Genomic DNA, 16392 nt, shown 5'->3' with positions numbered 1-16392 from the left:
GGCTCGCACATTACACGGGACAGCCATGACCGGCCGATTGACGGGATCTGTGCTGCTCAAACCGTCGGCATCGGCGTAGGCGGCCGCGGCGCGTCGAGCGTCCAAAGTAGACTGCCCGCGGACGTCGGCCGGCCTCGTGCCCGGTGATCTGGGTAACGGGATCCGGTTGTTCAGTGCCGGAGGGCCGACAATCACGCGTGAACACATCGGCTGGGGTTTCGTCCGACTGGGGGTGGGATTGTGGCGCGTGCGGAGCGCCCGTTGGACGCGGGGGACGGGCCGCTGCTGCTGTGGGCGGCTGATCTGCGGAAACTGCGGGCGCAGGCGGGCACGCCGAGCTACCGCGAACTGGCCCGGCGCGCGCACTACTCGACAGCCGCGCTGTCCGAGGCCGCCGGTGGCCGCAAGCTGCCCAGCCTCCAGGTGGCCATGGCCTACGTCCGGGCCTGCGGCGGTGACGTCGAGGTGTGGGAGCAGCGCTGGCGGGACGTCACGGCTGAACTCGCCCTGCCCGCGCCGCTGTCTGCCGAGCAGGAACGGGCGGCGCCGTATGTCGGGTTGAGCGCGTTCCAGGCCGAGGACTGCGACCGCTTCTTCGGCCGTGAGCAACTGGTCGAGCAGGTCCGCGCTCAGGTGTCCGGCACGAGGTTCGTGGCCGTGGTGGGCGCCTCAGGGGCGGGTAAGACGTCGTTGTTGCGTGCCGGGCTGCTGCCCGCGATCACCCCGCGGTGGCCGGTGGTCGTGATGACTCCCGGGGCGCATCCCCTCGAGGAATGCGCCCTTGCCCTCGCGCCGATGGCTGGCCAGACGGCCACCCGCCTCGTCGCGGAGGTGTGTGCCGAACCTCGCGCGTTGCACCGGATCGTGCGCCAGGTCGTGGCCGAGCACCCGCCCCAGGTGGACCTGGTACTGGTCGTGGACCAGTTCGAGGAGATCTTCACCCTCTGTCCCGACGCCGCCGAACGCGGACGGTTCATCGGCGCGCTCACCAGCGCCGCCGACGCGCATGGCAGCCGGTTGCGAGTGGTGCTGGGTGTGCGCGCGGACTTCTACGGCCATTGCAGCCGTTACCCGCAACTGGTCCACGTGTTGCAGCAGGCGCAGGTGGTGATCGGGCCGATGAGCACACCGGAGCTGCGTGAGGTGATCACCCGGCCCGCGACCAATGCCGGATGTTCGGTCGAGAGTGCGTTGCAGGCCACGTTGTGCAGCGAGGCCGACGGCCGGACCGGCGTGCTGCCGCTCGTGTCACACGCCCTGTTCGAAACCTGGCGCCGCCGCCGTGGCAACGCACTGACTCTCGCCGGGTACCACGAGGCCGGCGGCATCTCCGGAGCCGTCGCGCGCACGGCGGAAGCCGCCTACACCGCCCTGACCGAGACGCAGCGGCAGTGGGCGCGACAACTGTTCTTCCGGTTGGTCGCACTGGGGGAAGGCACCGAGGACACCAAACGCCGGGTGGACCGTGCCGAACTGGACCTGGAGCACCCCGAAGCCGCGGCGGTGCTGGAGAAGCTGGCCCAGGCACGGCTGGTCACCATGGACCGGGACAGCGTCGAGATCGTGCACGAAGCCCTCATCCGGCACTGGCCCCGGCTCACCGAGTGGCTCGCCGACGACCGGGAGGGGCTGCGTGTGCACCGCCAGCTCACCGACGCCACCGCGGTGTGGGAAGGCCTGGACCGCGACGACGGCGCCCTCTACCGCGGCGCTCGCCTGACCATCGCCAGAGACTGGGCCGACACCGCACGGGCCGGTCTCACCCCGCGAGAACAGGCCTTCCTGGACGCCAGTCTCGCCGCCGAAGCCGGTGAACGTGCCGCGGCTCAGCGCCGCACGCGGCGTCTGCGTCACCTCGTCGCCCTGCTCGCCGTGCTGTTCCTGTTCGCCTCGGCGGCCACGGCGTTCGCGGTGCACACCCAGACCGAGATCACCCAGCAGCGCAACGCCGCCATCGCCCAGAACGTGGCCGCGCACGCCCCCGAGGTGTACCGCACCAACCAGGACCTGGCCACGCAACTCGCACTGACCGCGCACCGCATGGCCCCCACGACCGCGACCCGGGACAGCCTGATCGGCACCCTGTCGACCACGCTGATCAGCCAACCTGCCGAGATCTACTCGGTGGACTTCGACCGGGACGGGCGGATCCTGGCCACCGCCAGCGGCGACAGCACCGTGCGGCTGTGGGACGTCACCGGGCCTCGTATCCCCGCCGAACTCGCCACCATCCCCAACACGAGCAACACGGTCTTCGGAGTCGGCTTCAGCCCCGACGGCCGCATCCTCGCCACCGCCAACGAGGACCACGCCGTACGGCTGTGGGATGTCACCGATCCCCGTCGCCCCAAGGAAGCCGGCGCAGTCCCCGGCATGGACGGCACGGTGTACGGGGTCGCGTTCAGCCCCGACGGGCGCGTCCTGACCACCGCCAGCTTCGCGGGCACCGTACGACTGTGGGACATCTCGGCCCTCCCCCGCCCCACCGAACTCGCCACGCTGACCAACCACACGAACCTGGTCTACTCAGTGGCTTTCAGCCCCGACGGCCGCACCTTGGCCACCGCCAGCGAGGACCACACCGCCCGTGTCTGGAACATCACCGACCCACGCCAACCCAGCGAACTCGCCACGCTCACGGCCCACTCCGGCAGCGCCGTCTACGGGGTGGCGTTCAGCCCCGACGGGCGCAGCCTGGCCACGGCGGGCAACGACAACACGGCACGGTTATGGGACGTCACCGACTCTCGCAATCCCATCGAACTCGCCACCCTCACCGGCCACACCAGTGGGCTCTTCGGCGTGGCCTTCAGCCCTGACGGCCGTACCCTGGCCACCAGCGGCGGCACCACCGCCCGTATCTGGAACATCACCGACCGGCGCCGTCCCACCGAACAGACCGTTCTCACCGGCCACATCACCGGCGTGTGGTCCGTGGCTTTCAGTCCCGACGGCCGGACGCTGGCCACCAGCGGGTGGGACCGCACCGCCCGTATCACTCCCACCGACACCGACGAGCTCATCTCGCACGCCTGCGACCACGTCCGCACCCGAATCACGCCGGCCGAATGGAACGAGCACTTCCCCGGTGTGGACTACGACCCGCCCTGCCCGTCCGGATGACCGACGGGGTGTCCGGCTGGTCGACAATTCCCTGTCCGGGCCGGAAAAGACGAGTCACATTCCGCTGCCGGAGTTCCGGAATGCGCACTGTGACCATCCGATGTTGACGGCCGGCGACGTCAGGTCGCGGTTACTGACATACGCGATAGCCTTCCCGGCACCAGTTTTCCCCACCCAGTTCGACAACGACCGCTAACACTCCCCTCGCCGCGCGGGACTGGTGATGACCAGCGCAACTCGACGTGAGGAGGAGCCCATGGCACCCGAGTGGAAGACAGGGATCCATGTTCTGCTGGTCGAGGACATGACGCTGCTGCGTGACGCGCTGACAGCGGTCCTGGCCGACCAGAGCGACATGGCGGTTCTCGCCGCGATGCAATGCGATGACGCGGTCGTCCAGGTCGCGACCCGGCTGCACCCCGACATCGCGGTCATCGACATCGACACGCACGACGACGAGTGCGGCATCAGCACGATGCGTGAACTGCACGCCACCCTGGCCGGCACCAGAGTCATCGCCCTGGTCACCAGCGCACCGTCCGGCCTGCTGGGTGACGTGCTGCGCGAAGACCTGCCCGGCGTACTGGACAAGAGCATCTCCGCGAAGCAGTTCACCCACGCGATCCGCCGGGTCGCGCACGGGGAACGAGTCATCGACGTCGACATCCCCCGCGCGATCCTGACCACCCCCACCAACCCGCTGACGCCACGGGAACAGCAAGTCCTGCAGGAAGTCGCCAGCGGCGCCTCGAACAACGAGATCGCCGCGAACCTCTGGCTGTCCGCGGGCACGGTCCGCAACTACCTGTCCCGAGCCATCACCAAGACCAACGCGCGCAACCGCATCGACGCGGTACGGATCGCACGCGCCGCCGGTTGGCTCCATCATTCGTCGCCATGACGGCGATCGCCGCCAGCGTCACGCGATCGCTCCGTCGAGCTGCCGGTCATGGACCCGGTGCCACACCAGCAAAGAAAGAACCGCCCCGCACAGACACAGGAACATGTCCCACTGGGTGTCCCACACATCTCCTTGGGTGGCGAGGAAATCGTCCGCGCCCGACCCGACGAGGAGCGCGCTGAACCATTCCACGAACTCGAACCCGGCACCGATCGCCAGGCACACGCAGACAGTCAGGAACGCGAGCCAACCACCGGGGCGCAGCGGCGTGCGCCGCAACAGCACCTCGCGTACGGCGATCGCCGGGACGAACCCCTGGATGAAGTGGCCGAACCGGTCGTAGTTGTTCCGCTGGGTGTCCATCAGGTCCTGCACCCATTCCCCGATCGGGGTTTCGGCGTACGTGTACTGCCCGCCGTAGCACAGCACGATGGCGTGCAACACCAGCAGCCAGCAGAGCAACCGCGTCAACGGGAAGCGTTTGCGTAGCGCGATCACCAGCGGCAGACCGGCCAGCACCCACACGACTTCCATGAACCAGGTGCCGAGCGATCTGGCCTGTGCCCCGGTCACCACGAGCGCCGCGAGCACCACGCCAGCCAGCAGCATCCCCTCGGTCCGGCCCACTCCGCGCACCATGCGAAGACCGTACAGCGACACGAACACCACCCAGTTTCGTGGAGGACTGTCCAGAGGTTGCCGGTGCTACGACTCGTCGGGGTGCAGTCCTGGCCCGTGGTCGGCGTCGGTGCTCGGCGCGATCGGTGTCGGGCTGAGCGACGCTTCGTCCTCGCCTTCCTCCAGCAGTGTGGCCGCGGCGCCCACCACCCGGGAATCGGGAGTGCCGACCACGTCCGGATCCTTGTCCTCGTAGTCGACACGGGCGAGCACGCTGCGCATCGCCTCCACCCTGGCGCGCTTCTTGTCGTTGCTCTTCACCACAGTCCACGGCGCGTCCTCGGTGTCCGTCTCGCGGAACATCGCGACCTTCGCCTGGGTGTAGGCGTCCCACAGGTCGAGCGATTCGATGTCGTTGGCGCTGAGCTTCCACTGGCGCACCGGATCGACCTGGCGGATGAGGAACCTCGTGCGCTGCTCGGACCGCGACACCGAGAACCACAGTTTCACCAGCAGCACACCGTCGTCGACCAGCATCCGCTCGAAAGTCGGTGCTTGGCGCATGAAGCGCCGGTACTGCGTCTCCGTGCAGTACCCCATCACCCGTTCCACCCCGGCGCGGTTGTACCAGGACCGGTCGAACAGCACGATCTCGCCCGCGGTGGGCAGGTTGTTGACGTACCGCTGGAAGTACCACTCCCCCTGCTCGCGATCTGTCGGCTTGGTCAGCGCGACCACCCGTGCCCCACGGGGATTGAGGTGTTCGGTGAACCGCTTGATCGTGCTGCCCTTGCCCGCCGCGTCCCGGCCCTCGAACAGGATCACCATCCGCTTGCCGGTGTCCTTGATCCAGTACTGCAGCTTCAGCAGTTCGATCTGCAACAGCCGCTTGGTCGTGTCGTACTCCGTGCGCGACATGCGCGCCGAGAACGGGTAGTTCTCCCGCCACGTGTCGACCACGGAACCGTCGGCACGCCGCAACACCGGATCGTCGCCGTCCGGGTAGTCGACAACCAGCTTCGACGTGGCCAGCTCCGGGAATCTGCTGCTGAGTTCAGCGGATTGATCACCCACAATCAGGACATACCCGGCGCCGGCGGGCGGCAAACCGCGACAGGGCCATCCGGATCCAGTCCGCACGACGGTGATTCACTTGCCGCCCCATCGGGTATCCGCCTCCCACAAGCGAACCAACTGGGAGGATCAATGACCGACGCAGCCGGATCACACTCCACCGTCACCAGCGCGCGGGTATGCGCGATCGTCGCGTTCGTGCTCGCGGCCATCGCGATCTTCTTCTTCCCGATCATCTTCGGGCCGGGAGCCATCATCCTGGGAATCGTCGCCACCGCGATGGGCGACAAGGCACTCGGGAAATGGGCGATAGTCGCGGGAGTGGTCGGCATGGTGCTCGGCTTCGTCCTCGGCTACATCGCGGTCTCGTAGCGGTCAGCGGCGCCGGAAGGCGACCATGGCGATGTCGTCCTCCTTGTTCTGGCCGAACTGGCGCAGCAGCCGGTCGCACATCGCCTCGAGGTCCTCGTCCGGGCGCAGTGCCTGCCGCAGCCCTTCCATGTCGGCGTCCAGCGTGCTGCCGCGGCGTTCGATCAGACCGTCGGTCGCCAGCAGCACAGTCGTCCCGCGGGGCAGGGGAATCCTTGTCGCCGCGGGGCGGTCGACCCCGATCCCCAGCAGCGGGCCGGGCAGGTGCAGGTAGCGGGCCTGCTCGCGGTCGATGATCAACGGCGGGATGTGCCCGGCGTTGACGACACTGAGTTCCTCGCTCGCCAGGTCAAGGACCATCAGGCACAGCGTCGTGTATCCGCGCGGGTGGAACCGGCGCAGCATGGCGTCGAGGCGGTAGGTGATCTCGGCAGGTCCGTGGCCTTCGACGGCGTACGCCCGCAGCGCGTGCCGGACCTCACCCATGATGGTCGCGGCTTCGATGGAATGCCCGGTGACGTCACCGATCGCGAACAGCAGGCGGTCGTCCAGCTCGGTGACTTCGAAGAAGTCGCCGCCGACTTCGGCGTTGGCGGCTGCGGGCCGGTACCGGGCGGCCATCTCCACTTCGGCGTGCTGCGGCAGGCCGTCGGGCAGGAGGCCGCGCTGGAGGGTGAGGGCGAGGTCGTGTTCTTCCTCGAAGGCACGCAGGCCCTGCGCCGCGATCACCGTCATCTGGCCCAGTTGGCGCAGCAGATCACGTTCCTCGTGCGTGGGCACGGCACCCGTCGGCAACGCGACGTAAGCCGGGTCCTGGCCGGGTTTGGTGCGCACGACGACAGCCAGGGTGTCGCTGTCCGGCCATTCCGGTTGCGGGGTCAGGTCGACGAGATCGGCGCCGACGCGGTCACCCAGCACGCTCGTGGACAGCTCGTCGATCATCGACGACGAGGCAGCCTCCGCAGTGACGTCCATGTCGGGCCCCGCGGTGGCGCCTCGCCGGGCCTGTTGCCCGCTGGTGGCGACCACCACGACCGCTCGGCTGTCGAAAATGGACGCTGCCGCGTGCGTCGCCGCCTCGACGAGCTGGTCGAAACTGGTGGCACCGTTGATGACCAGCCCCGCGTTGGTGAGCAAGTTGAGGCGGCGGGCCAGTCGCTCCGCGGCCATGCGGCCGCGGTAGTACCGCAGCGCGGCTTCCACCGTCGCCATCAGGATGTTCGGGTCGACCGGTTCGGCGAGGTAGGCGTCCGCGCCCCGGTTGAGGCCCTGCACCCGGTCGTCGTCACCGGTGAACGACGCCGAGACGTGGATGACCGGGATCGCGGCGGTCTCCGGGGCCTGTTTGATCCGCTCGCAGACCTCGAACCCGCTCATGTCGGGCAGGCGCACGTCCAGCACGACCAGATCGACCGGGGTCTCCCGCAACCGGGCCAGCGCGCCGGCACCGGTCTCGGCCTCGATCACCGTGTGACCGTTGCGCCGCAACCAGCTCGACGTGATGTAGCGACTGGCCGGGGTGTCGTCGACGACCAGCACGGACGCCGGCTCCACCGGCTCACCGGCCGCGCCGACCGACGGCGTCACCGTGTCAACTCCATCCCAGCTCCGTCCGGTATCTCCACCACGACCCGGGTTCCCCGGCCGAGCGTGCTGTCCAATCGCAACTGTCCACCGAGGATCTCGGTGAGCCGCCTCGCGTAGGGCAGGCCGAGCCCGGTCCCGCCGCTGCGGGCCTGCAACGGGTTCGGGACCTGGTGGAACTCCTCGAAAACACGCTCCTGTTCGTGTTCGGGGATGCCGATCCCGGTGTCGGTCACGCGGAACCGCCAGACGCCGTCGTGGTGGTCCGCCGTGAGCCGCACTTGGCCGGACTCGGTGAACTTCAGCCCGTTGGACACCAGGTTGCGCAGGATCCGGCTCAGCAGCGTCTCGTCGGTCACCACCACCGCGGGCGCGGGCGGGTCGTCGACGACCAGTGCGACGGCGTCGCTGGGCACCAGGGGCGCGAGCGTTCCGCGCAGCTGACCGAACAAGTCCTTCAGGTCGGTGTCGGCCGGGTGCGGCTCCAGCTTGCCGGACTCGGCCTTGGCGATGTCGAGCAGTTCGTGGACCAGCGACAGCAGCGTCTCACCGGAGTCGGCGATCATGCTGACCTGCTGGCGCTGCTCGGCGTCCAGCGGCGAGGCACCCGGGCCGAGCAGCAACCGGGTCAGCCCGATCACCGAGTTGATCGGCGTGCGCAGCTCGTGGCTGATGTTCGACCAGAACCGGGCCTTGGCCTCGTTGGCGTCCTTGAGCTGCCGGGACCGGTCCTCCAGTTCGCCGTAGAGGGCGACCACCCCGCGGTTGGTCTGCTCCAGCTCGGCGGTCAGCTCGCCGTAGAGCGCGACCACACCCGTGTTGGTCTCCTCCAGTTCCTCGTTCAGCCGGACGAGCTCGCCCTGATGGCGTTCGAGCCTGTCCAGCGTGAGCAGGAGCTCGTCGTTCTGGACGCGCATCTCGTCCAGTGGGCTGCCCCGCGTGAGCTTCGCCAGCTGTGTGCGCAACCGCGTCAGGTAGTCCTCGCCCATCGGGGGCAGGTCGACCGGAAAGCGTTTGCGCAGCGTTATCCCGCGAGTGCCGTCCTTGTCCTGCGAGTCGACCTCGTCCATCAGCCGGCGCGCGGTTTCCCAGCCGGCCTGCTCGACCGGCGTCGGCGGGGCCCCTTGCCAACTCAGGTCGACGCGGAACGCGCCCCACGGCGTGCTCTCCACCTGGAAGACCACGGTCACCGACGCACTGCCGACCAGCACCGCCCGGCCGATGTCGCTCAACGCGACGGCCACCCGGATCTGGTCCTGGGTGTCCAGCCCGACCGCGCGGGCCACCTCACGTCCCCGCGCGCGCAGGAAGAACACGTCCTGCTCGCCCTGCAACCGCAGCCGGTGCACCACGATCGGTGTCACGGCGCGGGCAGCCTTGCGACCACGACGCTCGCGTCGTCCTGCCGGACTCCGGCGTCCCGCAGCAGCACCGCGGCGATCACCACGGGATCGGCGGACAGCACACCGCTGCCGGGATCCAGCTGCCACCGGTCGGTCAGCCCGTCGGAATGCAGCACGACCACGCCCCCGTGGGGCAGCGGGTAGTCGAAGCCGCGGACGGACCGCGCCCGGTGCCCGGCGATCCCCGGCAGGCAGACCATGCCGCGACGACTGGCCGGGGTCACGACCGACCCGGCGATGTTGCCGATCCCGGCATACCGCACGGTCTGGGTGGCGGGGTTCAGCTCGGCCACACCGACCGCGCCACCCCGGGTTCCCATCAGCTCACGGTGAATGCGCTCCACCGCCACCGTCGGCGAGGACCATGGGCCTTCGCAGAACACGCGCACCGCTCGCCGTGACGCGGTCGCGGCCAACGGTCCGTGCCCGGCGCCGTCGCAGACCATCAGCACAAGTCGTTGGTCCTCACGGCGTATCGCGTACGCGTCCCCGCACACCGTCTCCGACCCGATCGCCCGCGTGATGCCCGTCGCGTACTGCGCCGTGCCCGGGGTGCGGGCGGGATGAAACCGGGCCACGACCACAGTTCCGGCGCCGACCTCGGAGTGGACGGCCGACCAGTCGGCCAGCCGCGTGATCGCGCCCAGCCCGATGCCCAGTGTGCCGCCGGTGGAGTGGCCGTCGCGCATGGTGCGGCTGACGTCCGCGATCCCCGGGCCGCGGTCGACCGCCAGCACCTCCAGCGACGCCTCGGTGTCCGTGCGAGCCACCCGCAGCACGACCATGCCTTCCCGGGCGTGCCGTTGCAGGTTGGTGCCCAGCTCAGTGGCGACGATCCCGACTTCGGCCACTCGCGTGCCGCCGAAGCCCAGCCGCTGCGCCAACCCGGTCGCCGCACGCCGCACGGCGCCGACGGAACTGGCTTCCTCGACGCGGATCCAGACGGCGTCCTCGGTCGTCGGCAGGCATTCCGGCCGCTCTACCGCGCCCATTTCACGACCGTCACGGTCGTGCCCTTGCCCACTTCGGTCGACAGGTCGAACTCGTCCACCAGCCGCCGCGCGCCACTGAGCCCCAAGCCCATGCCGGACCCGCTGGTCCAGCCGTCGGTCATCGCCTGTGCGACGTCCGGGATGCCCGGTCCCTGATCCTGGAACCCGGCCCGCACGCCCGCGCGGCCACCGTCCCGGGACACCAGCGCGACCGTGGCGGATCCGCCCCCGCCGTAGGTGAGCGTGTTGCGGGCCAGTTCACTGGCCGCCGTCACCAGTTTGGTCTGGTCCACCAACGAGAGCTTGGCGCGTTGCGCGTACGAACGCACCATGTGCCGGACCCGCACCACGTCGGTGTCCGACTTGATCTCCACCATGTCCTGCTGGCCCACGGCCGGCGGTGGGATCACGACAGAGCCTGGACAGGCTCGTCGTCGTCCTCGGCGGGCCGCGGCATGCGCTCGGCCCGCAGGGCGGACAGGATCGCCAGCCCCTTCTCCAGGTTCAGCGCCGTGCGCACCTCGCCGAGCGTCATGCCCAGTTCCACCAGGGTGATGGCCACCGCGGGGCGCATCCCGACCACCACGGTGTCCGCGTCGAACAGCCGGGAGATCGACGCGATGGAGGCGAACATCCGGCCGATGAACGAGTCGACGATCTCGATCGCGGAGATGTCGATCACCACGCCGTGCGCGCCGGTCTCGCTGACGCGCTGCGCCAAGTCGTCCTGAAGGACCAGCACGCTCCGGTCTTCCAGGTCGATCTGGATCGACACGATCAGCACGTCGCCGATCCGCAGAATCGGAATGCGGTCCATCAGCCCATCCGGTTGTTCGAGCGGGTCACCACGTCGACACCGGACTTGCGCAGGGCGTGCAGCAGCGCGTCGGCCAGCGACGCCTTGGTGGTGATGTCACCGAACTCGATGCCCAGGTCGACGATCGTCTGCGCGATCTGCGGCCGGATTCCCGAGATCGTGCACTCCGCGCCCATCAGCCGGGCGGCCATCACGGTCTTGAGCAGGTGCTGCGCCACCTGGGTGTCCACCGCCAGCACACCGGTGATGTCCACGATCGCCTGCTCGGCACCGGTGTCGACGAGCGCCTCCAGCAGCTTCTCCATCACCACCTGGGTCCGCGCGGAATCCAGCGTGCCGACCAGCGGCACCGCCAGCACGCCCGACCACAGCTTGACCACCGGTGTGGTCAGCTCGAGCAGCTGCTCGGCCTGCTGGGTGATGACCTCTTCCCGTGCCCGCGCGTAGCACTCGAACGTCCACAACCCCAACGCGTCGAGCAACACGGAGAACGCGACCACGTCGGCGACGCTCGCACCGCTGTTGTCACCCTGGTCGATCTGCTCGAACACCGCCTGCTTGAGCGCGAACACCGCAGCCGCGGTCTCGGTGGGCGTGAACCCCAGCCGGGCCCGGCTGCGGGACATCTGCTCCAGCATCGCCCGCAGCGGCCCGTAGGCCTCCGCCCTGGTGTCCCGGCTTCCGCTGGTCACAGCGGTGACCAGGACGGGGAACACCTCACGCAGCTCACTGTCCAGCTCGGCTTCGCTCATCCGCCCGCGCAACGGCTCCGCGGCCAGACTCACCCACCGCCGGATCAACAGGTCAGCGCGCTCGGCGAGAAAACTCCCCAACTGATCAGCGTTGTCCACGTCGCCAGCCACCATGCCTCCTCTGACCTTCCGGCCAGTCCGCGCAGCCTTGCGCCCACAACAGAAACCGCGAAATCACAGTTCGCCCGCGCCGAGCGCGGAATGATCACTTCGACTGGCAGCCGGGTCGCGATACGCGCAGGCCAGCGGACGCAAGGGCGTCGACAGACACGGGGTCGGCCGGGTTGCGCGAACCGCTTTCCATCGCGGCGATCCCTCTCCAGCTCGCACGGTGATCGAAGCGAGCTGTGTCTTCAACCCGGAATGACATCCCTACCGTGTGGACGCCGTTCGACGCATACCGTATGACCCACGCGGACAACACCGCAAGCTTGACGGGCCCGCAAGCGGTCGCCTGGGTTGTGGCGTGGCGCACTGTGACGCCGACGGGGTACTGTGCGTCCGGGTCGTCGCGGCTGTCTGTCACACCGGGTCCGCGCGGCGACCGACGCCGTGACATCGCGCGCTCCACCGGCACGCCCGGACGGCCGCGACGGTGGTGTGAACACAGTCGCGTGTGGATATCCATGGTGGACAGAGCCGGTGATCCATTTCTTCGCCAGGAGTTCCCATGTCCGAGCACACGGCAGTCATCGACCGGTGGCTGACGCTGACCCAGCACGACCTGATCGACAATGTTCGCCCGGTCGTGCGCAACAGCCCCACGAGTCCGCTGTGGGCGACGGTCGGCGCACACCCGGTCCTCGCCGCACGGGTGCGTGGCATCTTGTCCATCCTCCAGGCCCAAATGGCCGAACACCGCGACAGCGCGATGTGGAAGGTGTGGATCGCTCAGGCTCGGCGCGCCATGCTGTCCGGCGCGACGACGATCAGCCCGGCGAAGCAACCGGAGCAGGCGCAACCGCGTCCCGCCCCAGCGCCCAGCGTGTCACCGCGACGGCCGCCCACCGCTCGGCCGGTGTTCGCCCGGCCGGTCTTCCTCGCCGCGGGCCAGTCACCGACGCGGTGAACGCACCCGCCCCGCGACCACGTCGTCCACATTGGACAGTCGTTACGACGGGAGGAAAACCGCGGTCACCTCGCCGGCCAGCGCGGACGAGCGCGGGACATCCGGATCGGTCTGCGCCAATGCAACAGCCCGAGGATGGTCGCGTACGCGACCCGCGCCCGCGATGCGGCCCGGTCCGGCGACAGACCGAGCTCACGGTAGGTGCGGGCCAGCAGGTCCAGTCGCGCCCGGTTCACCTGGCGGACAGCCGCACCGACCCTGGGGTCGTTGCGATCGCCGAGCAGGCTCAGGTGCACCGACGGCGCCAACGGCTGGACAGCCTGCACGACCACGGTGAGCAACTCGCGCAACCGTCGCCCCGGATCGGCGATCGCGGCGAATTCGGCGGCGCCGCGAAGCTGGATACGGTGCCGTATCCATACGCAACCGTATCCAAAGGAGCGCGTCATGACGATCCGCCGAGTGGTCACCGGACACGACTGCCGGGGCAAGGCCCGCGTGGTCGGCGACGACGAAGTCGAACCGATCACGTCCGAACTGATGCCCGGGTACGCCGCCTACCGCCTGTGGGGCCGGGACGAGCGACCGGCATTCCCCGACGACGGGTCACCACGCCGCGCCGAGGCGTACTACCCGCCCCGCAACGATCCCGCTTCATGGTCAACACGATCCCGCCCGGTGACGTGGTCGCCCCCGACGACCTCGACACCGCCGCGGCCCTGACCGAACTGGAGCGGCGCATGCCAGGCGCGGCAGCCACAATGGAGCCCGGCGACCCCGGGATGCACACCACCGACAGCCTCGACTACGTCCTCGTCGCCGAAGGCGAGATCACCTTGGAACTCGACGACGGCGAGCAGACAGTGCTGCGCGCGGGCGACGTGGTCGTCCAGAACGGCACCAGGCACGCGTGGCGCAACCACGGCACCCGGACGTGCACGATCGCCGGCGTCGCCATCGGCGCGGACCGAACGCAGCCCGCATCACCGTCACCTGCGCGAAGCCACTCCTGAGGACGAGCGGCTTCACTCCCGCGAGTGATCTCGGGACCGGGCGGCTGAGGGGAAGGTGGTCCGGCGGGGATCACGTCGATCCACTGGGAACCGACCGGCGGTGACGCCGACCGGCCGCCCCCGCGCAGGGCGAAGGGCTCGGCGAATGAGGCACGGCAGAAGACTTCCTCCAGGGCAACGGCCGGTCGAGGGATTCCCCCGGTTCGGCACGCACCTGTCCCGGCCCGCGCCGGCCGTTCCGGCCGACCCGGTGATCGAAGTGCGCGGCGCGGTCACCGAGACGTTCGAGCTGCCACTGGCCGCGCTGTCGTCGTTGCCGAGAAAGGAGATCTCGGCCGACTTCCACTGCGTGGCCGGCTGGACAGCGACCGACCTGCGCTGGGAAGGCGTCTCGTTCGCGACGTTCTACCGTTCCCACATCGAACCGGTGCTCACGCCGGGGACGTCGATCACACACGTCGCATGCCGCGGGCTCGACGGGTGGCAGGCCGTGGTGACGATCGACGACATCCTGGGCGACGACGTCCTCATCGCCCAGAACTTGCACGGCCTTCCCCTCGACAGCGACCACGGAGCACCGGCCCGGCTGGTCAGCCCCAGCCAGTACGGATACATCAGCGTCAAACACCTCTGCCGCGTCGAGCTGCTGACCACCGCCCCGGCCAACACCGAAGGTCCCCTGCTCAGGAGCCACCCCCGGGGCAGGGTTTGGCACGAGGAGCGGCACGGCCTCGTCCCCGGACGGGTGGTGCGCCCCGTCTACCGGGCGCTGATCCGCCCCATCCGGTTGCTCAGCGCCCGCGGCGCCAGTCCGACGAAATGAAAGCCGCCCGACCACCCGGAGCCGGAGTCAGGTGGCGGGTTGACCACGACGCGGGCGCAGGCCACCGAGCACGAGCAACACCAGGAGCGGCACGCCGAGGTAGACCGCTGCCTCCACCGCGTCCGGGGCGTGGGCCAGGCGGACATCCAGGCCAGTTCCCGGAAGCAGCAACTGCCACAACACTATTGGCATGGCGGGCAACGAAAGCACCAGCGCGGCCCGGCGTCCGGCACGCGATCGCGGCACACACGCCAGCACCGCGCCGACGATCGGCAGCGCCACCAGGAGGAACTCGGCGACGTTCTCGCGGTAACCGACCACCCCGCACAGCACCGCCGCGGCGACTGCCGAGGCCAGCACGACGATCCCGCGCTTGCCCACCAGCTCCCGGCCACGGGCCGAACCCGGCGACCATGTCAGCGCGACGGCGGTCACGGCACCGAGCTCCACCCACCCCGCGTCCATCGAATACCACAAGTGCTGTGACGAGCCGAAGAACATGAGCCAGAAGAAGCCGGCCACGCCCAGCCACGCCCCGGCCGCGGCCGCGCGGCGCATCCGCAGGACACCCAGCACCGCCACAGCCAGCCAGACCAGCCACACCGGCGCGTCCGGGAACTGCGTCCGCCACGGTATCTCGATCAGGCCGTCGACGAATCCGTAGCTCTCGATCCACCAGGCCAGCTCGTGCAGGCCGGTGGTGGCGCCGGCCAGTATCGCGACGGGGCCGAGCAGGCTCACGACTGCCAGCACGTCCCGATGGTCGATGCCGCCGTCGGCCGCGACCACCCGCCGCAGGTGCAGCCGCAGCGCCGCCCACAGCAGGTCGGCGATGTCCCGGGCGCTGGGCCTGCTTCGCTTGCCCGCACCCGCCAGCAGCACGCCGAGCATTTCGTCACCGTGCTTCTCGCGGTGGTCACGGGGGTAGAGGCCCAGGAGCTTCCGGTACCGCCGCGCCAGACTCGAACCGGTGTCCCCGCTCTCCAGCGACTGTGTGCTCACGCCGTCCCGCCCTGCGGTCGCGCACGCAGGCGGAGTTCCGCCGCACGGGTGTGTGCCCGCATCCTCTGCACTTCCTCCTCCAGTCTGGCCGCCCCATTGTCGGTCAGCCGGTAGTAGCGGCGCAGCCTGCCGTCCACGACTTCCTCCCGGTCGACGGTCACCCAGCCGTCCGCGCTCATCCGGTCCAGCGCGGTGTAGAGGGTGCCGGCGCGCAGCCGGACGCGGCCGTCGGAGATCTCCTCGACGTCGCGCAGGATCCCGTACCCGTGCTGGGGACAGGCAGCCAGCGCGGTGAGGATCAGGAACGTCGGCTCTCGCAGAGCACCACCGATCATGTGATCTGTATATACCGATCAACTGACTATCGCAAGTCCCACTCCCCAGTGCGCAGCTGCGTGGTCGAAGCAGGCCCACGCCGTGCCGACTGCGTGAGCCGGTCAGCAAGTGCTTCGACGAGGCCACGCAGTTCGTCCGGTTTCTCGACGACGAACGGCAGATCCAGCGACGCGAGCACCGCGGGCAGCCAGTCGAGCCGTTGCGCCCGCAGTTCGACACGGGACCAGTCCGGCGACTCCGTCACGATCGCGGCGCCGACGGGCAGCCGGGTGTGGATCCGCTCGGCGGTCCCCCGGATCCGCAGGATCACCTCGTGCCGGTACGGAGCCGTGGCGAGCCCGGTCAGCACCTGCTGTGCCGGGTCGGGTCCGTCGGGCGGGTCGAACGAGCCGGGCAGGGTCCGTGCACTGGCGATGCGGTCCAGCCGGAACGTCCGGTCCCCGCCGATGGCGGGATCGGCGCCTGTCACGTACCACCTGCCGGAGTGGGCGACGAGCCCGTAGGGGTGCAGTGTGC

At 69.5% G+C, this 16392-nt stretch carries 19 protein-coding genes; 7 read left to right on the top strand and 12 right to left on the bottom strand.

What is annotated here, in order from left to right:
- The first annotated feature begins 240 nt into the window (after positions 1 to 240).
- The gene (locus AOZ06_RS16850; protein WP_054290262.1) at positions 241 to 3123 is read left to right on the top strand and encodes an nSTAND1 domain-containing NTPase; all 2883 of its coding nucleotides are present in this window, start codon (positions 241 to 243) and stop codon (positions 3121 to 3123) included.
- A gap of 256 nt (positions 3124 to 3379) precedes the next feature.
- Positions 3380 to 4024 carry a response regulator transcription factor gene (locus AOZ06_RS16845; RefSeq protein WP_054290261.1) on the top strand — a complete coding sequence of 215 codons (645 nt, stop codon included), beginning with the start codon at positions 3380 to 3382 and terminating at the stop codon, positions 4022 to 4024.
- 18 nt (positions 4025 to 4042) lie between these two features.
- On the opposite strand, the gene AOZ06_RS16840 is transcribed toward AOZ06_RS16845, so the two are convergent.
- Positions 4043 to 4663 carry a DUF2238 domain-containing protein gene (locus AOZ06_RS16840; protein WP_083472652.1) on the bottom strand — a complete coding sequence of 207 codons (621 nt, stop codon included), beginning with the start codon at positions 4661 to 4663 and terminating at the stop codon, positions 4043 to 4045.
- Positions 4664 to 4729: 66 nt separating this feature from the next.
- Positions 4730 to 5716 (bottom strand): polyphosphate kinase 2, encoded by a 987-nt coding sequence (gene ppk2 / locus AOZ06_RS16835; protein ID WP_157233072.1) that lies wholly within the window; start codon positions 5714 to 5716, stop codon positions 4730 to 4732.
- A gap of 132 nt (positions 5717 to 5848) precedes the next feature.
- On the opposite strand from ppk2, the gene AOZ06_RS16830 reads away from it, so the two are divergent.
- The gene (locus tag AOZ06_RS16830) at positions 5849 to 6088 is read left to right on the top strand and encodes a hypothetical protein (RefSeq protein ID WP_054290260.1); all 240 of its coding nucleotides are present in this window, start codon (positions 5849 to 5851) and stop codon (positions 6086 to 6088) included.
- Positions 6089 to 6091: 3 nt separating this feature from the next.
- On the opposite strand, the gene AOZ06_RS16825 is transcribed toward AOZ06_RS16830, so the two are convergent.
- Genes AOZ06_RS16825 through AOZ06_RS16800 form a run of 6 tightly spaced genes read right to left on the bottom strand, consistent with a single transcriptional unit; the run spans position 6092 to position 11744 of the window.
- Positions 6092 to 7672, bottom strand: a complete 1581-nt coding sequence (locus AOZ06_RS16825; RefSeq protein WP_054290259.1) for a fused response regulator/phosphatase — start codon at positions 7670 to 7672, stop codon at positions 6092 to 6094.
- Positions 7669 to 9033, bottom strand: coding sequence for a sensor histidine kinase (locus tag AOZ06_RS16820; protein WP_054290258.1), 1365 nt, complete (start codon positions 9031 to 9033; stop codon positions 7669 to 7671). Before AOZ06_RS16820 ends, AOZ06_RS16825 begins: the two co-directional genes overlap by 4 nt.
- On the bottom strand, positions 9030 to 10064 hold the full coding sequence (locus tag AOZ06_RS16815) for an ATP-binding protein (protein WP_054290257.1): 1035 nt from the start codon (positions 10062 to 10064) through the stop codon (positions 9030 to 9032). The genes AOZ06_RS16820 and AOZ06_RS16815 overlap by 4 nt, the downstream gene beginning before the upstream one ends.
- Entirely contained in the window at positions 10052 to 10441 is a 390-nt protein-coding gene (locus AOZ06_RS16810) for an anti-sigma regulatory factor (protein ID WP_054296695.1), read from the bottom strand. The genes AOZ06_RS16815 and AOZ06_RS16810 overlap by 13 nt, the downstream gene beginning before the upstream one ends.
- Positions 10442 to 10470: 29 nt before the next feature.
- Complete coding sequence (locus AOZ06_RS16805) at positions 10471 to 10881, bottom strand: STAS domain-containing protein (RefSeq protein ID WP_179950825.1); 411 nt, start codon at positions 10879 to 10881, stop codon at positions 10471 to 10473.
- A complete protein-coding gene (locus AOZ06_RS16800; RefSeq protein ID WP_417999955.1) occupies positions 10881 to 11744 on the bottom strand; it encodes an STAS domain-containing protein in 864 nt (287 codons plus the stop codon). The genes AOZ06_RS16805 and AOZ06_RS16800 overlap by 1 nt, the downstream gene beginning before the upstream one ends.
- 559 nt (positions 11745 to 12303) lie before the next feature.
- Here AOZ06_RS16800 and AOZ06_RS16795 point away from each other — a divergent pair.
- Positions 12304 to 12702, top strand: a complete 399-nt coding sequence (locus AOZ06_RS16795; protein WP_054290254.1) for a hypothetical protein — start codon at positions 12304 to 12306, stop codon at positions 12700 to 12702.
- A 65-nt stretch (positions 12703 to 12767) separates the two neighbouring features.
- On the opposite strand, the gene AOZ06_RS16790 is transcribed toward AOZ06_RS16795, so the two are convergent.
- A complete protein-coding gene (locus tag AOZ06_RS16790; protein WP_218922006.1) occupies positions 12768 to 13151 on the bottom strand; it encodes a hypothetical protein in 384 nt (127 codons plus the stop codon).
- Between AOZ06_RS16790 and AOZ06_RS59950 the strand changes: the two genes are divergently transcribed.
- The 3 genes from AOZ06_RS59950 (at position 13150) to AOZ06_RS16780 (ending at position 14538) form a co-directional block, all read left to right on the top strand.
- The gene (locus tag AOZ06_RS59950; RefSeq protein WP_157233071.1) at positions 13150 to 13425 is read left to right on the top strand and encodes a hypothetical protein; all 276 of its coding nucleotides are present in this window, start codon (positions 13150 to 13152) and stop codon (positions 13423 to 13425) included. The genes AOZ06_RS16790 and AOZ06_RS59950 overlap by 2 nt on opposite strands.
- Complete coding sequence (locus tag AOZ06_RS59945) at positions 13359 to 13715, top strand: cupin domain-containing protein (protein WP_157233070.1); 357 nt, start codon at positions 13359 to 13361, stop codon at positions 13713 to 13715. Before AOZ06_RS59950 ends, AOZ06_RS59945 begins: the two co-directional genes overlap by 67 nt.
- 145 nt (positions 13716 to 13860) lie before the next feature.
- Entirely contained in the window at positions 13861 to 14538 is a 678-nt protein-coding gene (locus AOZ06_RS16780) for a molybdopterin-dependent oxidoreductase (RefSeq protein ID WP_054290252.1), read from the top strand.
- Positions 14539 to 14565: 27 nt separating this feature from the next.
- Here AOZ06_RS16780 and AOZ06_RS16775 read toward each other — a convergent pair whose 3' ends face one another.
- The 3 genes from AOZ06_RS16775 to AOZ06_RS16765 are packed head-to-tail and all read right to left on the bottom strand — an operon-like array spanning position 14566 to position 16387.
- Positions 14566 to 15540 (bottom strand): hypothetical protein, encoded by a 975-nt coding sequence (locus tag AOZ06_RS16775; protein ID WP_054290251.1) that lies wholly within the window; start codon positions 15538 to 15540, stop codon positions 14566 to 14568.
- Entirely contained in the window at positions 15537 to 15875 is a 339-nt protein-coding gene (locus AOZ06_RS16770) for a PadR family transcriptional regulator (RefSeq protein WP_054290250.1), read from the bottom strand. Before AOZ06_RS16770 ends, AOZ06_RS16775 begins: the two co-directional genes overlap by 4 nt.
- 26 nt (positions 15876 to 15901) lie before the next feature.
- On the bottom strand, positions 15902 to 16387 hold the full coding sequence (locus tag AOZ06_RS16765; protein ID WP_225955264.1) for a WYL domain-containing protein: 486 nt from the start codon (positions 16385 to 16387) through the stop codon (positions 15902 to 15904).
- Positions 16388 to 16392: the final 5 nt, after the last annotated feature.

The organism is Kibdelosporangium phytohabitans, from assembly GCF_001302585.1.
Lineage (GTDB): Bacteria > Actinomycetota > Actinomycetes > Mycobacteriales > Pseudonocardiaceae > Kibdelosporangium > Kibdelosporangium phytohabitans.
The sequence above is the reverse complement of the archived record's forward strand: the minus strand, read 5'-3'. Positions and strand labels throughout refer to the sequence as shown.